The organism is Gordonia sihwensis NBRC 108236 (genome assembly GCF_000333035.1).
GTDB classification, from domain to species: domain Bacteria; phylum Actinomycetota; class Actinomycetes; order Mycobacteriales; family Mycobacteriaceae; genus Gordonia; species Gordonia sihwensis.
The window spans coordinates 21,810-36,103 of the sequence record NZ_BANU01000008.1 but is presented as its reverse complement, the minus strand read 5'-3'; the positions used below and the strand labels follow the sequence as shown (position 1 = coordinate 36,103).

The 14,294-nt window shown below is 70.3% G+C and carries 11 protein-coding genes; 9 read left to right on the top strand and 2 right to left on the bottom strand.

What is annotated here, in order from left to right; genetic code table 11:
* The first annotated feature begins 5 nt into the window (after nt 1-5).
* Nucleotides 6-311, top strand: coding sequence for a hypothetical protein (locus GSI01S_RS05700; protein WP_006895515.1), 306 nt, complete (start codon nt 6-8; stop codon nt 309-311).
* Nucleotides 312-371: 60 nt separating this feature from the next.
* A complete protein-coding gene (locus tag GSI01S_RS05695; protein WP_006895514.1) occupies nt 372-1,214 on the top strand; it encodes a TIGR02569 family protein in 843 nt (280 codons plus the stop codon).
* Here GSI01S_RS05695 and GSI01S_RS05690 read toward each other — a convergent pair.
* Together GSI01S_RS05690 and GSI01S_RS05685 are read right to left on the bottom strand one after the other, a co-directional pair.
* A complete protein-coding gene (locus GSI01S_RS05690) occupies nt 1,211-1,537 on the bottom strand; it encodes an MGMT family protein (RefSeq protein WP_006895513.1) in 327 nt (108 codons plus the stop codon). The genes GSI01S_RS05695 and GSI01S_RS05690 overlap by 4 nt on opposite strands.
* A 2-nt stretch (nt 1,538-1,539) precedes the next feature.
* Nucleotides 1,540-2,349, bottom strand: a complete 810-nt coding sequence (locus tag GSI01S_RS05685; RefSeq protein WP_006895512.1) for an alpha/beta hydrolase — start codon at nt 2,347-2,349, stop codon at nt 1,540-1,542.
* 63 nt (nt 2,350-2,412) lie between these two features.
* On the opposite strand from GSI01S_RS05685, the gene GSI01S_RS05680 reads away from it, so the two are divergent.
* The 7 genes from GSI01S_RS05680 (at nt 2,413) to GSI01S_RS05650 (ending at nt 14,293) form a co-directional block, all read left to right on the top strand.
* The gene (locus tag GSI01S_RS05680) at nt 2,413-5,769 is read left to right on the top strand and encodes an ATP-dependent helicase (RefSeq protein ID WP_006895511.1); all 3,357 of its coding nucleotides are present in this window, start codon (nt 2,413-2,415) and stop codon (nt 5,767-5,769) included.
* A complete protein-coding gene (locus GSI01S_RS05675; protein ID WP_006895510.1) occupies nt 5,762-9,139 on the top strand; it encodes an ATP-dependent helicase in 3,378 nt (1,125 codons plus the stop codon). The genes GSI01S_RS05680 and GSI01S_RS05675 overlap by 8 nt, the downstream gene beginning before the upstream one ends.
* A gap of 96 nt (nt 9,140-9,235) precedes the next feature.
* Nucleotides 9,236-10,300: a potassium channel family protein gene (locus GSI01S_RS05670; RefSeq protein ID WP_006895509.1), complete on the top strand. Its 1,065-nt coding sequence runs from the start codon at nt 9,236-9,238 to the stop codon at nt 10,298-10,300.
* Complete coding sequence (gene nudC, locus GSI01S_RS05665; RefSeq protein ID WP_006895508.1) at nt 10,300-11,214, top strand: NAD(+) diphosphatase; 915 nt, start codon at nt 10,300-10,302, stop codon at nt 11,212-11,214. Before GSI01S_RS05670 ends, nudC begins: the two co-directional genes overlap by 1 nt.
* Nucleotides 11,215-11,259: 45 nt before the next feature.
* Nucleotides 11,260-11,520, top strand: a complete 261-nt coding sequence (locus tag GSI01S_RS05660) for a mycoredoxin (protein ID WP_006895507.1) — start codon at nt 11,260-11,262, stop codon at nt 11,518-11,520.
* Between the two features lie 111 nt (nt 11,521-11,631).
* Nucleotides 11,632-13,680 carry an ATP-dependent helicase gene (locus GSI01S_RS05655; protein ID WP_006895506.1) on the top strand — a complete coding sequence of 683 codons (2,049 nt, stop codon included), beginning with the start codon at nt 11,632-11,634 and terminating at the stop codon, nt 13,678-13,680.
* A gap of 346 nt (nt 13,681-14,026) precedes the next feature.
* A complete protein-coding gene (locus GSI01S_RS05650; RefSeq protein WP_006895505.1) occupies nt 14,027-14,293 on the top strand; it encodes a WhiB family transcriptional regulator in 267 nt (88 codons plus the stop codon).
* The last annotated feature ends 1 nt before the right edge of the window (nt 14,294 follow it).

The following is a 14,294-nucleotide window of genomic DNA, read 5'->3' as shown; positions in this document are numbered from 1 at the left end:
GCGACATGACCAGGCGACCGAGAGCACTGCTGCCCGCCGCGTTCAACACGGCGGCGGTGGCTGCGGCCGGGGTGGCGACGGGCCTGATGGCTGCCGTCCCGCTGTGGTTCCTCATCCCGGTGCTCGTGCCCGGCCTCGACCCGCTGTGGACGTACATCGGGGCGTGCGTGCTGGTCGTGGCCGGGTCGGCGGCGGCGATCGCAGTTCGGCTGACCGGTGCCGCGCGCATGCTGGCACTGGTCTTTCCGCTCGGCTTCGCTCTGGCGTGTGCGGTGCCGCCGGTGGTGAGCGAACTGGCGCAGAGCCTCTGACTGGACCGGTGTCGCTGCCCGGGAACGTCAGGCGTCCTGGGTAATCTGACGGACGTGACCATGATTGTCGAGCCGCCCGAACAGGTGTTGACCACGTTCGGCCTCACCGCGCATCCGCCCATCGCGATGGACGGCACCGGATGGCGCGTCGGCGAGGTGGTCCTGACGCTGGTTCCCGATCACGCGCGCGCCGCATGGTCGGCCACTGCGCGAGAGAACCTGTATGTCGAGGGAATGCGGATCGCGCGGCCCATCCGCGCCACCGACGGCCGTTACGTGGTGTCCGGCTGGCGGGCCGACACCTATGTCGCGGGCAGTCCCGAACCCCGGTACGACGAGGTCGTGGCGCTCGCTGACCGGCTGCACGCGGCGACGGCCAAACTCGAACGACCCCGCTTCATGCTGCAGCCGCCCGCGCCGCCGTTCAACGACGTCGACGTCTTCGTCGCGGCAGACAGGGCCGCCTGGGAGGACGTTCCGCTGCGGACGGCACGCGCCGCGGGAATGCCGGAGCCGACGAGCGAGGACGGGGAGCGCAGTCTCGCCGAACTGAAGATCCTCGGGAGTCTCCGCCGACCCGTCGACCTGCCGTCTCAAGTGGTGCACGGCGACCTTTTCGGCACGGTGTTGTTCGCGGGTGCCGCAGCTCCGGCGATCACGGACATCGTTCCGTACTGGCGTCCCGCGTCGTGGGCCGCGGCCGTGGTGGTCGTCGACGCGCTCGCATGGGGCGGTGCCGGCGAGGACCTGGTGGAGCGGTGGTCGAATCACCCGGAGTGGCCGCAGATGCTGCTGCGCGCGGTCATGTTCCGGCTCGCCGTCCACGGCATGCATCCGCGGTCGACCGCCGGTGCGCTGCCCGGACTTCTCAGGGTCGTCGACCTCGTCCGGATGATGGTTTAGTCCGGAACTCCCGTCGGTCCCGGACCGTCGGGGCGCATCCGGTGCGACTTCAGATCGATGCGGTCGTCGACGATTCGGACGCCTTCTTCGCGCAGTCGAGTCAATTGCCGCGCACGCAGGCCGGGCGATGGACGGCCGGAGGCCGGAACCACCCGATGCCACGGCAGGTCTGCCGAGTCGGTCCGCATGATCCACCCGACGATGCGCGGGCTGGACAGTCCCGCGGCGGCGGCGAGGTCGCCGTAGGTGCTCACCGCTCCCGGTGGGATGGCGGCGACCAGGGCCCGTACCGCCTCCACCTGATCCTCGGTGACCGCGGCCACGGCTACAGCAGGTCGCGCACCAGCGCGGCGCAGAAGTCGGGGACGAGGAACGGGATCATGTGCTCGGTGTCGACGCGGTGCACCGTCACCGTGTCCGCGCGCTCGGCGGCGCAGGCGGCGAGGAACTCCTGCCGGACGAAGGGCGGCTGCACCCGCTCGGCGACCACGACGTGCGTCGGGATGCCGGCGGGCGGGAGACGGAAGGCGCCGCTCATCTCGCTCCACGCGGTCGCGGCGGCCGGGGCCGACACTCGCCAGGCCACGCGTCCGCCGGCCGCCGGAACCAGGTGTTCGGCGATCTCGGCGTCGAGCACGTCGGCGGGCACCGCACTCCAGCCCTCCATCCGCTTGGCGGCTCTGGCGTCGTCGGCGTCCTGGTAGCCCCAGTTCGCCATCGACGTCTCGGCGATGAACCGGGCCCGTTCGGGGTCGAGACCTTGGGCCGGATCGAGCAGGACGAGGCCGCGAAACGCATCCGGCCGGCGCTCGGCGAGGGCCAGGGTCACCGCGCATCCGAAGGAGTGGGCCACCGCGACGACTGCCTGCCCGACGGGGACATGAGCGTCGAGGGCCGCGCCGAGCGCATCGGCGTGTTCGATGATGCTCCACGGCGGCTCCCAAGGGCTGCGGCCGTGACCGAGCAGGTCGGGCGCCACCACCCGTGTGCCGGGCAGGTGGTCGGCGGCCATCTGCTCCCAGCGGCGCCCGTGCCCGGTGAGGCCGTGAACCGCCAGTACCGCAGGCGCGCCGGGATCGTCGGTACCGAACAGGTGCGTGTGCAGCGTGCGCGTCGGCGAGGCGGGTCCGGGCATGCCTCGACTCTAATGGGGACTTCCGCCACCGGGACTGTCGGAGGCGCGTGCTTCCATAGGTTCATGACCCGTCCCAGCACCCGACTCGTCGCCGCGCCCGCCCCGGCGGACGGCGTGCGGTCGTGGCCGGCGTCGGCGTCGGCGGTGATCGGGGGACGGCACCGCGCCGATCCCTCGCGGCCCTGGCGGCCCTGGCGCGTGCACGGCGGTCCGGGAACGGGCAAGACGTCGCTGATCGTCGACGCGGCGGTGGCGCGGCTGCTCGACCCGGAGGTACACCCGGAGTCGGTGCTGGTGCTGGCGGCGAATCGTCGGGCCGCCGGTGAGCTGCGGTCGGAGATCACCCGGCGTGTGCTCTCGGCAGGCGGGAGTCTGGGCGGGGCCCTGCGGGAGCCGCTGGTGCGGACGGTTCACTCGTACGCCTTCGCGGTGCTGCGGCTGCAGGCGTCGGCGCACGGCAATCCACCGCCGCGGCTGATCACCGGATCGGAGCAGGACGTCATCCTGCGCGAACTGCTCGCCGGCGATGTGGAGGACGGTGCCGAGTACTGGCCGGAATGGCTGCGACCGGCGCTGACGACCGACGGTTTCGCGCAGGCCCTGCGCGACCTGATGATGCGGGCCGCCGAACGCGGGTTGGGACCGGACGATCTCGCCGAGCTCGGACGCCGGCACAACCGGCCGGAGTGGGTGGCCGCGGGACATGCCTTCCGCCAGTACGAGGAGGGAATGCTGCTGCGCGGGGCGGTCGGGCTCGATGCACCCGAGGCGAGTGTGACCGCGGTCGACGCCGCCGAGCTGATCGGTTCCGCGCTGTCGGCGTTCGCCACCGACCCCGAGGTCCTCGCCGGACAGCGGCAGCGCATCCGTCATGTCCTGGTCGACGACGCCCAACACCTCGACCCCCAGGCTGCGTTCCTGGTGCGCTTGATCGGGACCGGCGCCGACTCGACGGTGGTCACGTCGGACACCGATCAGTCCGTGTTCGGGTTCCGCGGCGCGGATCCGGCGTTCGCGGACGGGCTCACCGAGGACGATCCGGAACGAGACGTGGAGTTGACGACCGACTACCGGGGTTCGCCCGCGGTGAACGCGGTCGGCCGCGCGCTCGCGCTGCGGCTTCCGGGGAGCCGGCCCCACGGCTATCCCGAACCGGCCGACCGAGGCGATGACGCGGCCCGCCGTGGACACGCCGACGTCCGGGTCTTCTCGTCCGCAGCGAAGGAAGCGACGGCGGTGGCGGACATGATGCGGCGCGCCCACCTCTTCGACGGGGTGCCGTGGTCGGAGATGGCGGTCGTGGTGCGGTCGGTGCCCAGAGCGCTGCCCGCGCTGCGGCGGGCGTTCTCCTCGGCGGGGGTGCCGATGGCCACGCCCGCCACCGACGTCCCGATCCATCGGCAACGTGCGGTCGTGGCGTTCATGTTGATTCTCCGGGTGGCTGGGGGCGGGCCGCCGCTGGACGCCGACGAGGTGGTGTCGTTGCTCACCGGACCGGTCGGATCCGCCGATCCGTCCGGTCTGCGTCGGCTCCGCAGGGGAATCCGGCGCATCGACGAAGCGCGCGGTCGAGATGCCGATTCGCTGAGCTCGCTCGCCGCGGCCCTGGGCGATGCCGACCTGATGGACGTCTATCTGGCCGGTCTCACGGACTTCGAGGCGATCGCTCTCAAGCAGGTGTGCAAGGCGGTGGACGCCGCGCGAGCGGCGGAGGCGGCAGGCGTCGGCGTGGAGGAGACTCTGTGGCGCGCCTGGCGGGCCAGCGGACTCGAGCGGAGGTGGACCGCGCAATCGCTGCGGGGCGGACGCGGCGGCGACCAAGCCGACCGGGACTTGGACGCGATGCTCGCCATGTTCGAGGCGGCGGGGACCTTCGCCGACAACCTTCCGGCTGCCGGGGTATTGGGCTTCGTCGATTACCTCGGCCAACTCCAGATCCCGCGCGAGTCGCGGATCGCGGTGTCGGGCACGGAGGCGGTCGCGGTGGTGTCGGCACACGCCGCGACCGGCCGCGAATGGGAGGTGGTCGCGGTGCCGGGTGTGCTCGACGGTCTGTGGCCGTCGCTGCGCAGCCGGGGCAGCGTGCTGGGGACACCCGCGTTGATCGACCTGTTGAGCGGAGTGGGCGCCGACGCCGTCGACACCATCGCGCGCGGTTCGGTGATGCTCGCAGACGAGCGGCGACTGCTGCTCGTGGCATGCAGCCGGGCACGGTCGCGGTTGCTGGTCACGGCGGTCGAGGACGGCAGCGGCGACGCATCGCCGTCGCGGTTCGTCCCGGAACTGGCCGACGCGGTCGGCGGCTACGGCGCCGACGCAGACGGCGGCGAAGACGCCGACGAGGAAGTGCCGATCGATCCCGGTGTCAGGCGCGTGCTGTCGCTGCCGTCGCTCGTCGCCGAACTGCGGGCGGTGGTGGTGTCCGGCGCGGACGCCGACGGCGGACCCGACGAGCGGACGCGAGTGGCGGCGGCGCTGCTCGCCGATCTGGCTCAGGCCGGGGTGCCGGGCGCGGCTCCGGCCGACTGGTTCGGTCTGATGGGACCGAGCACGCAGAAGCCTCTGTGGACGGCGGACGACGGTCCTCGCACGCTCTCGCCGTCCAACGTGGAGGCCTTGACCAAGTGCTCGCTTCGATGGGTGCTGGAGCGGCACGGCGGGCGTGACGGCGACGCCGAACAAGCGGTCACCGGAACTCTGGTGCACACGCTGGTGCAGGCGGTGGCCGGCGACATGGATCGCGCAGAGGTCACCGAGGCGCTGCACGAGGTCTGGGGGAGGGTCTCGTCTCCTGCCCAGTGGTACAGCGCGCGCGAGTTGGAGCGGGCCGAAGGCATGCTCACCAACTTCCGCGACTGGCTGCGGCTGTCCCGGGCCGAGCTCACCGAGGCCGGTGTCGAGGTGGAGGTGGACGCCACGCTGCCCGCGGGCGTCGACGAGGCGGGGAACGCGTTGCTGCCGGTGCGGTTGGTGGGCCGCATCGACCGGCTGGAGACGGACGGCTCGGGTCGGCCGGTGGTGGTCGACGTCAAGACCGGTAAGACGCCGATCCGCGCCGCCGATGCCGAGATCCACCCGCAGCTGGCGTCCTACCAGTTGGCGTTGAAGCTGGGAGGGGTCCGGGCGAGCGCAGCGACGGGGAATGACCGGGCGAGCGCAGCGACGGGGGTTGCCGCTGACCCCGGTGGCGGTCGGCTCGTGTACGTCGCGAATGCGAACAAGACCACCGGTGCGGCCGAGCGTGTGCAGCCGCCGCTGACGCCGGAGCAGGTGGAGGAGTGGATCACGGTGGTTCGGGAGGCCGCGCGTGCCAGCGTGGGACCGGTCTTCGCAGCGACGCCGAACAGCGGGTGCGGACACTGTTCGCTGTCGCAGTCGTGCCCCGCGCAGCTGCGGGGGAAGGCGGTCATCGATGACTGATTCGTTGGTCCGGGAAGAGAGGTCGAGGCGGGCGCCGAGGATCGGGGCGCGGTCGCTGGCATCCGCCTTGGGACTGCCGCCGCCGACCCCGGAACAGGTGGAGGTGATCGAGGCTCCGCTGGAGCCGATGCTCGTGGTGGCCGGCGCGGGCGCGGGAAAGACCGAGACCATGGCTTCCCGCGTGGTGTGGCTGGTGGCGAACCGGCTCGTGGGACCGGAGGAGGTGCTCGGCCTCACGTTCACCCGCAAGGCGGCGAGCGAGCTCGCCGCCCGAATCCGACGCCGGCTGTCGATGCTCGCGGGGAGCCCGGCTCTGCTCGAATGGGATCCGGGCGGCGAGTTGGCGAGCCGGTTGCGCAGCGCGGACGCGGAGGTGAGCACGTATCACGCTTATGCGGGCCGTCTCATCGCCGATTACGGGCTGCTGTTGCCCGTGGAACCCACGGCCACTCTCCTCAGCGAGACCGAACTGTGGCAGTTGGCGTTCTCGGTGGTCGCGTCGTGGCCGGGTGAGCTGAAGACCACGAAGGTTCCCGCGTCGGTAACGGAGGCGGTCTTGCGCCTCTATTCGGAGATGGCAGAGCATCTGGTCGGCGTCGACGATCTGCGGGCGGCGGGTACCGACCTGTATCGCTTGGTCGACACCCTCCCGAAGGGGCCGGGGCAGCGCGCCGAACCCAACAAGAAGCTCCGCGACATCCAGGCGGTCATCGACGAACGCCGGGAGTTGATTCCGCTGGTGTCGGCGCTCCGCGAGGCGATGGCGGCGCAGGGTGCGCTTGATTTCGGCAGTCAGATGTCGCTGGCCGCCCGACTGGTGTCGGAGCATCCCGAGGTCGTCGACGCCGAGCGCGCCGGTATCAAGGCGGTTCTGCTGGACGAGTACCAGGACACCGGCCACTCACAGCGGATTCTGCTGTCGGCGTTGTTCGGCGGGCATTCGGTCGGCGGCAGGCGGGCGATCGCGGTCACGGCCGTCGGCGATCCGATCCAGTCGATATACGGCTGGCGTGGTGCCTCGGCAGCCAACCTCCCGCGCTTCGCCCGCGACTTCCCGCGCCCGGACAGCAGGGACGCTCATCGCCGGGAGCTGCTGACCAGTTGGCGGAACTGCCGCGGTGCCCTCTACTTGGCGAATCGGACCTCGGAGGAGTTACGACGCCGGGGCGTGCCGGTGAGCGTCCTGCGAGCCCGTCCCGACGCGCCCGCGGGCACGGTTCGCCTGGCACTCACCGAGACCGTCGTCGAGGAGCGATCATGGATCGCCGACCGCATCGAGGACTACTACACGTCCGCTCAGCGGGACGGGGTCGCGCCGCCGACCACCGCGATCCTCGTGCGACGCAACGAGGATTCGGCGCCGCTCGCCGCGGAACTGGAACGGCGGGGCATCCCGGCCGAAGTGGTCGGCATCGGCGGACTGCTGCACGTTCCGGAGATCACCGACATCGTTGCGACGCTGCGACTGATGGCCGATCCGATGGCCGGCACCGCCGCGATGCGACTGCTCACCGGTGCACGATGGCAGCTGGGGGCGGCGGATCTCGCCGCGCTGTGGCGCCGCGCGCGCGAGCTCGCCGCGGGCGTCGGTGCGCCGACCACCGGTGCCGTCACCAGCCGGGAGGCGCTCGACGAGGCCCTGGACGCGGCGTTGCCGGGCGAGGCCGTCGACTCGGCGGGACTGTGCGATGCGCTCGCCGACCCGGGCGACGCCTCCCGCTACAGTGCGGCCGGATACGAACGGATCACGACCTTCGGCAGGCAGCTCGACGGATTGCGACGACGGATCGGCCAACCGCTGCCCGAGCTGGTGGCCGACGTCGAACAGACGATCGGCGTGGCGGTGGAGGCGCAGATCCGTGCGCGCCGGATGCGCGGCGAGGTCACCGGGCGCGAACACCTCGACGCCTTCGCCGAGTACGTGACCCACTACGCCGAGCGTCCGGGGGCGACTCTCCCCGGGTTGCTCGCCTTCCTCGACGCCGCCGAGACCGTCGAGAAGGGACTCGAAGCCGGGCAGGTGGAAGTGGCGCAGCAGCGGGTCCAGATCCTGACCGTGCATGCGGCGAAGGGCCTCGAATGGGATGTGGTGGCGCTGCCGCACGTGGCCGAGCGGATCTTCCCGAGTGGAAAGGCGGAGACCACCTGGCTCGGCTCGGCGCGGGAACTGCCCGCGGAGTTGCGCGGAGATCTCGCACGCGACGGTGACGAGGGCTTCCCGCCGCTCGACCTCACCGACGTCGGCGACCGCAAGGAACTCGAGGCGGCGATCGACGCGCATAAGGAGGCGATCGGCCGACGGCGGCTCGAAGAGGACCGTCGCCTGCTGTACGTCGCGCTCACCCGCGCCAAGCACACACTGCTCGTCTCCGCGCATCACTGGTCGGAATCGGGAGACAAGCCGCGCGGTGGTTCGGAGTTCTACATCGAGCTGGCCGAACTCGTCGCCGACGCCGCGGCCGGCCGTGCCTCCGACGAGGTGGAACCCTCGGGCTTGCACATCGACGTCGACGCGCCGCCGCCCGCACCGGATGCCGCCAACCCTCTCACCGAGCAACAGATCAGCGTCGCCTGGCCGGTGGACCTCCTCGGCGACCGGCGTGCTCCGATGATCGCGGCCGCCGAACTGGTCGACGCCGCCCGCGCCGAGCGGGCATTGTTCGCCGTCGCCGATACCGAGCCGGCGGATGTGGACGCGCGCGAGTGGCAGCGCGAAGTGGCCGTCCTGCTCGAGGAGCACGCGCGGGCGGGGGAGACGACGGTGGACGTGGAACTGCCGGGACACCTCTCGGTGAGTCAATTGGTGGAACTCGACTCCGACCAGGAGGCATTCGCGGCCCGTCTCCGGCGGCCCGTCCCGTATCGCCCCAACCCCATGGCACGACGCGGTACGGCGTTTCACGCCTGGGTCGAGCGCAGGTTCGGCGCCACGCGGCTGCTCGACGTCGACGAGCTTCCGGGAGCCGCCGACGCGACAGCCGGACCCGCCGAGGACGATCTGGATCTGTTGCGCAGCCGGTTCCTCGCCTCCGAGTGGGCCGACCGCACGCCGCTGGAGGTGGAGGTCGGCTTCGAGACGGTCATCGGATCGACGGTGGTCCGCGGGCGGATGGACGCGGTCTTCGCAGACGGCGACGGCGCGTTGATCGTCGACTGGAAGACCGGCGCCGTACCCGAGCCGGCGCGGCGCAAGCCGCTGTTCGTTCAGTTGGCCGCCTATCGTGTCGCGTGGTCTCAGCTGTCGGGAATCCCCCTAGAGAAGGTGCGGGCGGCCTTCGTCTACGTGCGGCACGACTTCACTCTGGAACCGGCCGATCTCCCCGGCCCCGATGAACTCGCGCGGATCCTCGCCGACCCGGGCGCATCGTGACCGCTGCCATCGTGACCGCTGACCGTCGGCGGTCCGGTCCATGCAGTAGCCTCCCATGCGTGATGTCACAGTCGGCGCGGGCGAGGTGGAGTTCCCGTGCGTGAGCGGTTACGGCGGCGGCGCGGCGGCGGACTGGTGGACGAGCCGGACTACGCGCTCGTCGGCGTCGTCCGGATCCCGGAGCATGAGAAGAGCCCGGCGCGGGCGATCGGCAGGCGCGTGGCGTGGGCTTTGACCGCGCTGCTCGTCTGCTCGGTGGTGGTCTATCTGGATCGCGACGGATACCACGACGCCCGCGACGTCCCGATGAGCTATATCGACGCGCTGTACTATTCGGCGGTCACCCTGTCGACCACCGGTTACGGCGACGTCACTCCGATCACCGAGTCGGCACGATTGGTCAACATCGTCTTCATCACCCCGCTGCGCGTGCTGTTCCTGATCGTGCTGATCGGTACGACCCTCGAAGTCCTGACCGAGCGTTCGCGGCAGGCGATCAAGATTCAGAGCTGGAGGAATCGGGTGCGCAACCACACCATCGTCATCGGCTACGGCACCAAGGGGCGCACAGCGATCGACGCGGTGATCGCCGACGGCGTCAAGCCCGCCGAGATCGTCGTGGTCGACAAGGACCCGAACGCGCTCGAATCGGCGAGTGCTCACGGTCTGGTCACCGTCCGCGGCGACGCCACCAAGTCCGACGTGCTGCGGCTCGCCGGCGTCCAGCACGCCTCCGCGATCGTGGTGGCCGCCAACCGAGACGACACCGCGGTGCTGGCGACGCTGACCGCACGCGAGATCAATCCGCGCGCCAAGATCGTTGCGTCGATCAACGAGGCCGAGAACACCCACCTGATGCGGCAGTCGGGCGCCGACTCCGTCGTGGTCTCGTCGGAGACCGCCGGTCGTCTCCTCGGCATCGCCACCATCACCCCGTCCGTGGTGGAGGTGGTGGAGGATCTGCTCAGCCCAGAAGAGGGTTATGCGATCGCCGAACGTGAGGTGGAACCGTCGGAGACCGGCGGTTCACCGGCGCACACCAAGGATCTGGTCCTCGGTGTGGTGCGCGACGGCAAGCTGTACCGGGTCGGAGACGAACGCGTCGAGGAGATCGAGGTCGGCGACCGACTGCTGTACGTCCGCCAGGGCGGATCGGTCTGATGGCCTCGTTCGAGCTCGTCGAACCGCCGCTGCTGTCGCGGGCGGAGATCGACCGCGCCGACCAGGTGCGCAAAGACCCGGAGCGTCTCGCTGCGGGATGGGCGCAGGCGCGCGTCCTGCCGGTGGACCACCGCGGCCGCTATCCGGTCACCGACCGCGGCGCGCTGCGATGGGCGCGGGCCGCGGAGTACGGTGCTGAACCGGTCGCGGGAGCGGTCTTCCTGGGGGTGGCGGACTGCGATCTGTGGGCCGTTCGGGTGGATGAGGTTCACGAGCCGGTGGCCGATCCGCGAACAGGCGCCCATCTGCTCTCCGCCGACGAGGCGGGACTGCTGGCGACAGCGCTGGGGGTGCTGAACTGGCACCGCACCGCGCAGTTCTCGCCGGTCGACGGCCGCCCGCTCGATCTCGTGCAGGGCGGTTGGCTGCGCCGCGACGGCGGTTCGGGTGCCGAGGAGTATCCGCGCACGGACCCGGCGGTGATCATGCTCGTGCACGACGGAGCCGACCGTGTCCTTCTCGGCCGGCAGGCCGTGTGGCCCGACCGTTGGTTCTCCACGCTGGCGGGTTTCGTCGAGCCGGGAGAGTCGCTGGAGCAGTGCGTTCGGCGCGAGGTGTTCGAGGAGGCGGGGATCCGGGTCCACTCGCCGCAATACCTGGGCTCGCAGCCGTGGCCGTTCCCGAGGTCGCTGATGCTGGGTTTCGAGGCGCTCGGCGACCCCGCCGAACCGCTGACCTTCCGCGACGGCGAGTTGGGCGACGCGAAGTGGTTCCACCGGGACGAGGTGCTCGAGGCGCTGGCGCGCGAAGACGACTGGGGCGCCGACAACCCCGGCTCGCGGCTGATGCTGCCGGGATCGGTATCGATCGCACGGAGCCTCATCACCGGTTGGGCTCGGGCACCGAGGCGCTGATACCCCGCGCCTCCGACGACTCCCGGAATGTGCTGAGATTGCGGCATGAGTGATGCGGCAGCGAACCCGGAACTGACTCTGTACACCACCTCCTGGTGTCCGTTCTGCAACCGGCTGAAGGCCGGTCTGGAACGCAACGGCGTGGAGTGGACCGAGATCGACATCGAGGCCGACCCGGACGCCGCCGAGTTCGTCGGCAGCGTCAACGGCGGCAACCACGTCGTTCCGACCGCTCTCTACGCCGACGGGTCTACGGCGACCAACCCGTCCGTCGGCGAGGTGATGAGCAGGCTCGGCAGGCTGTAGGACGGCCCAGCGCGGGGGCTCGGGCCGCCGGCTGGGCTCCCACGACACTGAGGAACCGGCTCTGAACTGCGGAGACGAGCAGTGTCGCAGGGGCATGAGAACGTAGTAGGCATGACAGTGATCGGGCATCCAGCGGCGGAAGGCGGAGTCACCTCAGGCCTTGATCCAGAACAGCTCGAAGCGGTTCTCGCGCCCCGAGGACCCGTCTGCGTGCTCGCCGGCGCGGGTACCGGCAAGACGCGCACCATCACCCGGCGGATAGCGCATCTGGTCGACTCCGGGCAGGTGAACCCCGAGCAGGTGCTGGCCGTCACGTTCACCGCGCGAGCGGCCGCGGAGATGAGGGAACGGCTGGAGTCGCTCGGCGTCGCCGGACCCGGCAACCGGATCGCCGCCCAGACCTTCCACGCCGCCGCCATGCGCCAGCTCCGCTACTTCTGGCCGATGGCGATGGGCGACATGCGCTGGGAACTGCTGGAGCACAAGTTCCGGATGGTCGGTAGAGTCTCGCGCGAATTGGGCCTCGACGTCGCCGACCGCGATCTGCTGCGGGATCTGGCGTCGGAGATCGAATGGGCGAAGTCGTCGGGTCTGGGTCCGGGGCAGTATGCGGAGGCGGCGCGACGCACCCACCGCGACCTTCCGGCCGACCCTGCGACGGTCGCGCAGGTGTTCTCCGCGTATGAGGCGGCCAAAGTCGCGCCGAACGGCGACCGACTGCTCGATTTCGAGGATCTGCTCACCTTCACCACCACGATCCTGCGGTCGGACCCGTCGATCGCCGAAGAGTTCCGGTCCCGCTACCGCAGCTTCGTGGTGGACGAATACCAGGACGTCACTCCCATCCAGCAAGACCTGCTCGACGCATGGCTCGGCGGACGCGACGACCTCACCGTCGTCGGCGACGCGAATCAGACCATCTACAGTTTCACCGGCGCGACGCCGACGTACCTGCTCGACTTCACCCGCCGGTACCCGGAGGCCACGCTGGTGCGACTGCAGCGCGACTACCGCTCCACTCCGGAGGTGGTGAGTCTGGCGAACGCGGTCATCGGCAAGGCCCGCGGCCGCATCGCGGGCACGCGGCTCAAACTCGTGGGCCAACGGCCGTCGGGACCGGAACCGGTCTTCGCCGGATTCGACGACGAGATCGCCGAAGTGGTCGGAGTGGTGGCGAAGATCCGGTCGTTGATCCGCACCGGTGTCCCGGCCTCGGAGATCGCGGTGCTCTACCGGGTCAACGCTCAGTCCGAGGCCTACGAGGAGGCGCTGTCGGAGGCGGGGATCGACTACCAGGTCCGCGGCGCGCAGAGCTTCTTCGAGCGGCCCGAGATCGTGGCGGGGATGCGGCGCCTGACGTCTCTGGCGGCGGGGGCCGCACCCCCGCCGATGGCGCCGGTGGACGCCGTGCGGCATGCGCTGCACTCCGTCGGGCTCACCGAGTCCGAGCCGAAGGGCGCCAACGCGCGTGCGCGATGGCAACAGCTGCTGCGTCTGATGGAGATCGTGGAGTCGATCGCCGGGGAGTCACCAGAACTGGACTTCGCCGGACTGGTGGCAAGGCTCGAAGAGCGGTCGCGGATGCGACACGCGCCGGTCGGTGCGGGCGTCACGCTGTCGTCGATGCACGCGGCCAAGGGCCTCGAATGGGATGCGGTGTTCCTGACCGGACTGCATGAGGGATCGATGCCGCTCGGGCGTGCGTCCAAGACCACCGAAGAAGTCGAAGAGGAGCGCAGGCTCTTCTATGTGGGTGTCACGCGGGCACGTGAACACCTGCACCTGTCGTGGAGTCTTTCGAGAGGGGAGGGGCGGGGCGCCAAGCGTCGTCGTTCCCGATTCCTCGAGGCACTGGTGCCGAATCCGGCCGCCGACCTCGATCCGCTGCCCGAGCGCCGCGACCCCGATCCCGACGTCCTCGCCGCGCTGACCGCCTGGCGCAAGGACTTCGCCGAGTCCGAGGGCATCTCGGCGGTCAACGTGATGAGCGTGTCGATGATCCGCTCGATCGCCACTGCGGTGCCGACTTCGATCGACGAGCTGGCGAAGGTGCGCGGCTTCGGAGCGGAGCGGGCAGACGTGATCGGGGCGCGGATCCTTGACGTGATCGATGCCGCCCTCCCCGGGCGCCGACGCGGCGAAACCGCAGGTAGAAAATAAGTTGTGCGCCGTTGGCGGCGCGCATACAGTACAGAAGTACATCACGCGGTGCGGAGATCCTCTGTGCCGTCCGGAGCCGCACGAGAGAAGGGAATCGACCAGTGAACTGGCAGACAGTACATCTCGCTGCAGCGGCAGCGCCCATGGCGCGAGCGCGCCGGCGATTCCCAGTGGCCCCCGTGGACGGCGATCCGACGTCCTACCGAATGTCTCACTCCTAGAGACCAGCGGAACCTTCGAGGCCACGGCGAATCGCGATAGCGAACCCCGTGGCCTTTCTCATCGCACCACCACGAGTAGGCCCGGGTTCATCAGACCAGCATCTGCGAACGAAAGCCGACCTACTTTGTCTACCTTGACCATTCCCCGAATAGAACTGCCCTGCCAGTCCACCGACTACGACGCCGACCTGTGGTTCGCCGACCGACCGGACCTCCTGGAGGAGGCGAAGAGCCTGTGCCGACAATGCCCACTGCGGACCCAATGCCTCGAGAGCGCGATGGAGCGCGAAGAGCCGTGGGGAGTCTGGGGTGGGGAGATCTTCGAGCGCGGTGTCGTCATCGCGCGGAAGCGGCCCCGTGGCCGTCCGCGGAAGAACGCGGCCGTCGCATGAT

Coding starts and splice junctions, on each gene's coding strand:
- GSI01S_RS05700 (WP_006895515.1), top strand. CDS start 6: ATGACCAGGCGACCGAGAGCACTGCTGCCCGCCGCGTTCAACACGGCG.
- GSI01S_RS05695 (WP_006895514.1), top strand. CDS start 372: ATGATTGTCGAGCCGCCCGAACAGGTGTTGACCACGTTCGGCCTCACC.
- GSI01S_RS05685 (WP_006895512.1), bottom strand. CDS start 2,349: ATGCCCGGACCCGCCTCGCCGACGCGCACGCTGCACACGCACCTGTTC.
- GSI01S_RS05680 (WP_006895511.1), top strand. CDS start 2,413: ATGACCCGTCCCAGCACCCGACTCGTCGCCGCGCCCGCCCCGGCGGAC.
- GSI01S_RS05675 (WP_006895510.1), top strand. CDS start 5,762: ATGACTGATTCGTTGGTCCGGGAAGAGAGGTCGAGGCGGGCGCCGAGG.
- nudC (WP_006895508.1), top strand. CDS start 10,300: ATGGCCTCGTTCGAGCTCGTCGAACCGCCGCTGCTGTCGCGGGCGGAG.
- GSI01S_RS05660 (WP_006895507.1), top strand. CDS start 11,260: ATGAGTGATGCGGCAGCGAACCCGGAACTGACTCTGTACACCACCTCC.
- GSI01S_RS05655 (WP_006895506.1), top strand. CDS start 11,632: ATGACAGTGATCGGGCATCCAGCGGCGGAAGGCGGAGTCACCTCAGGC.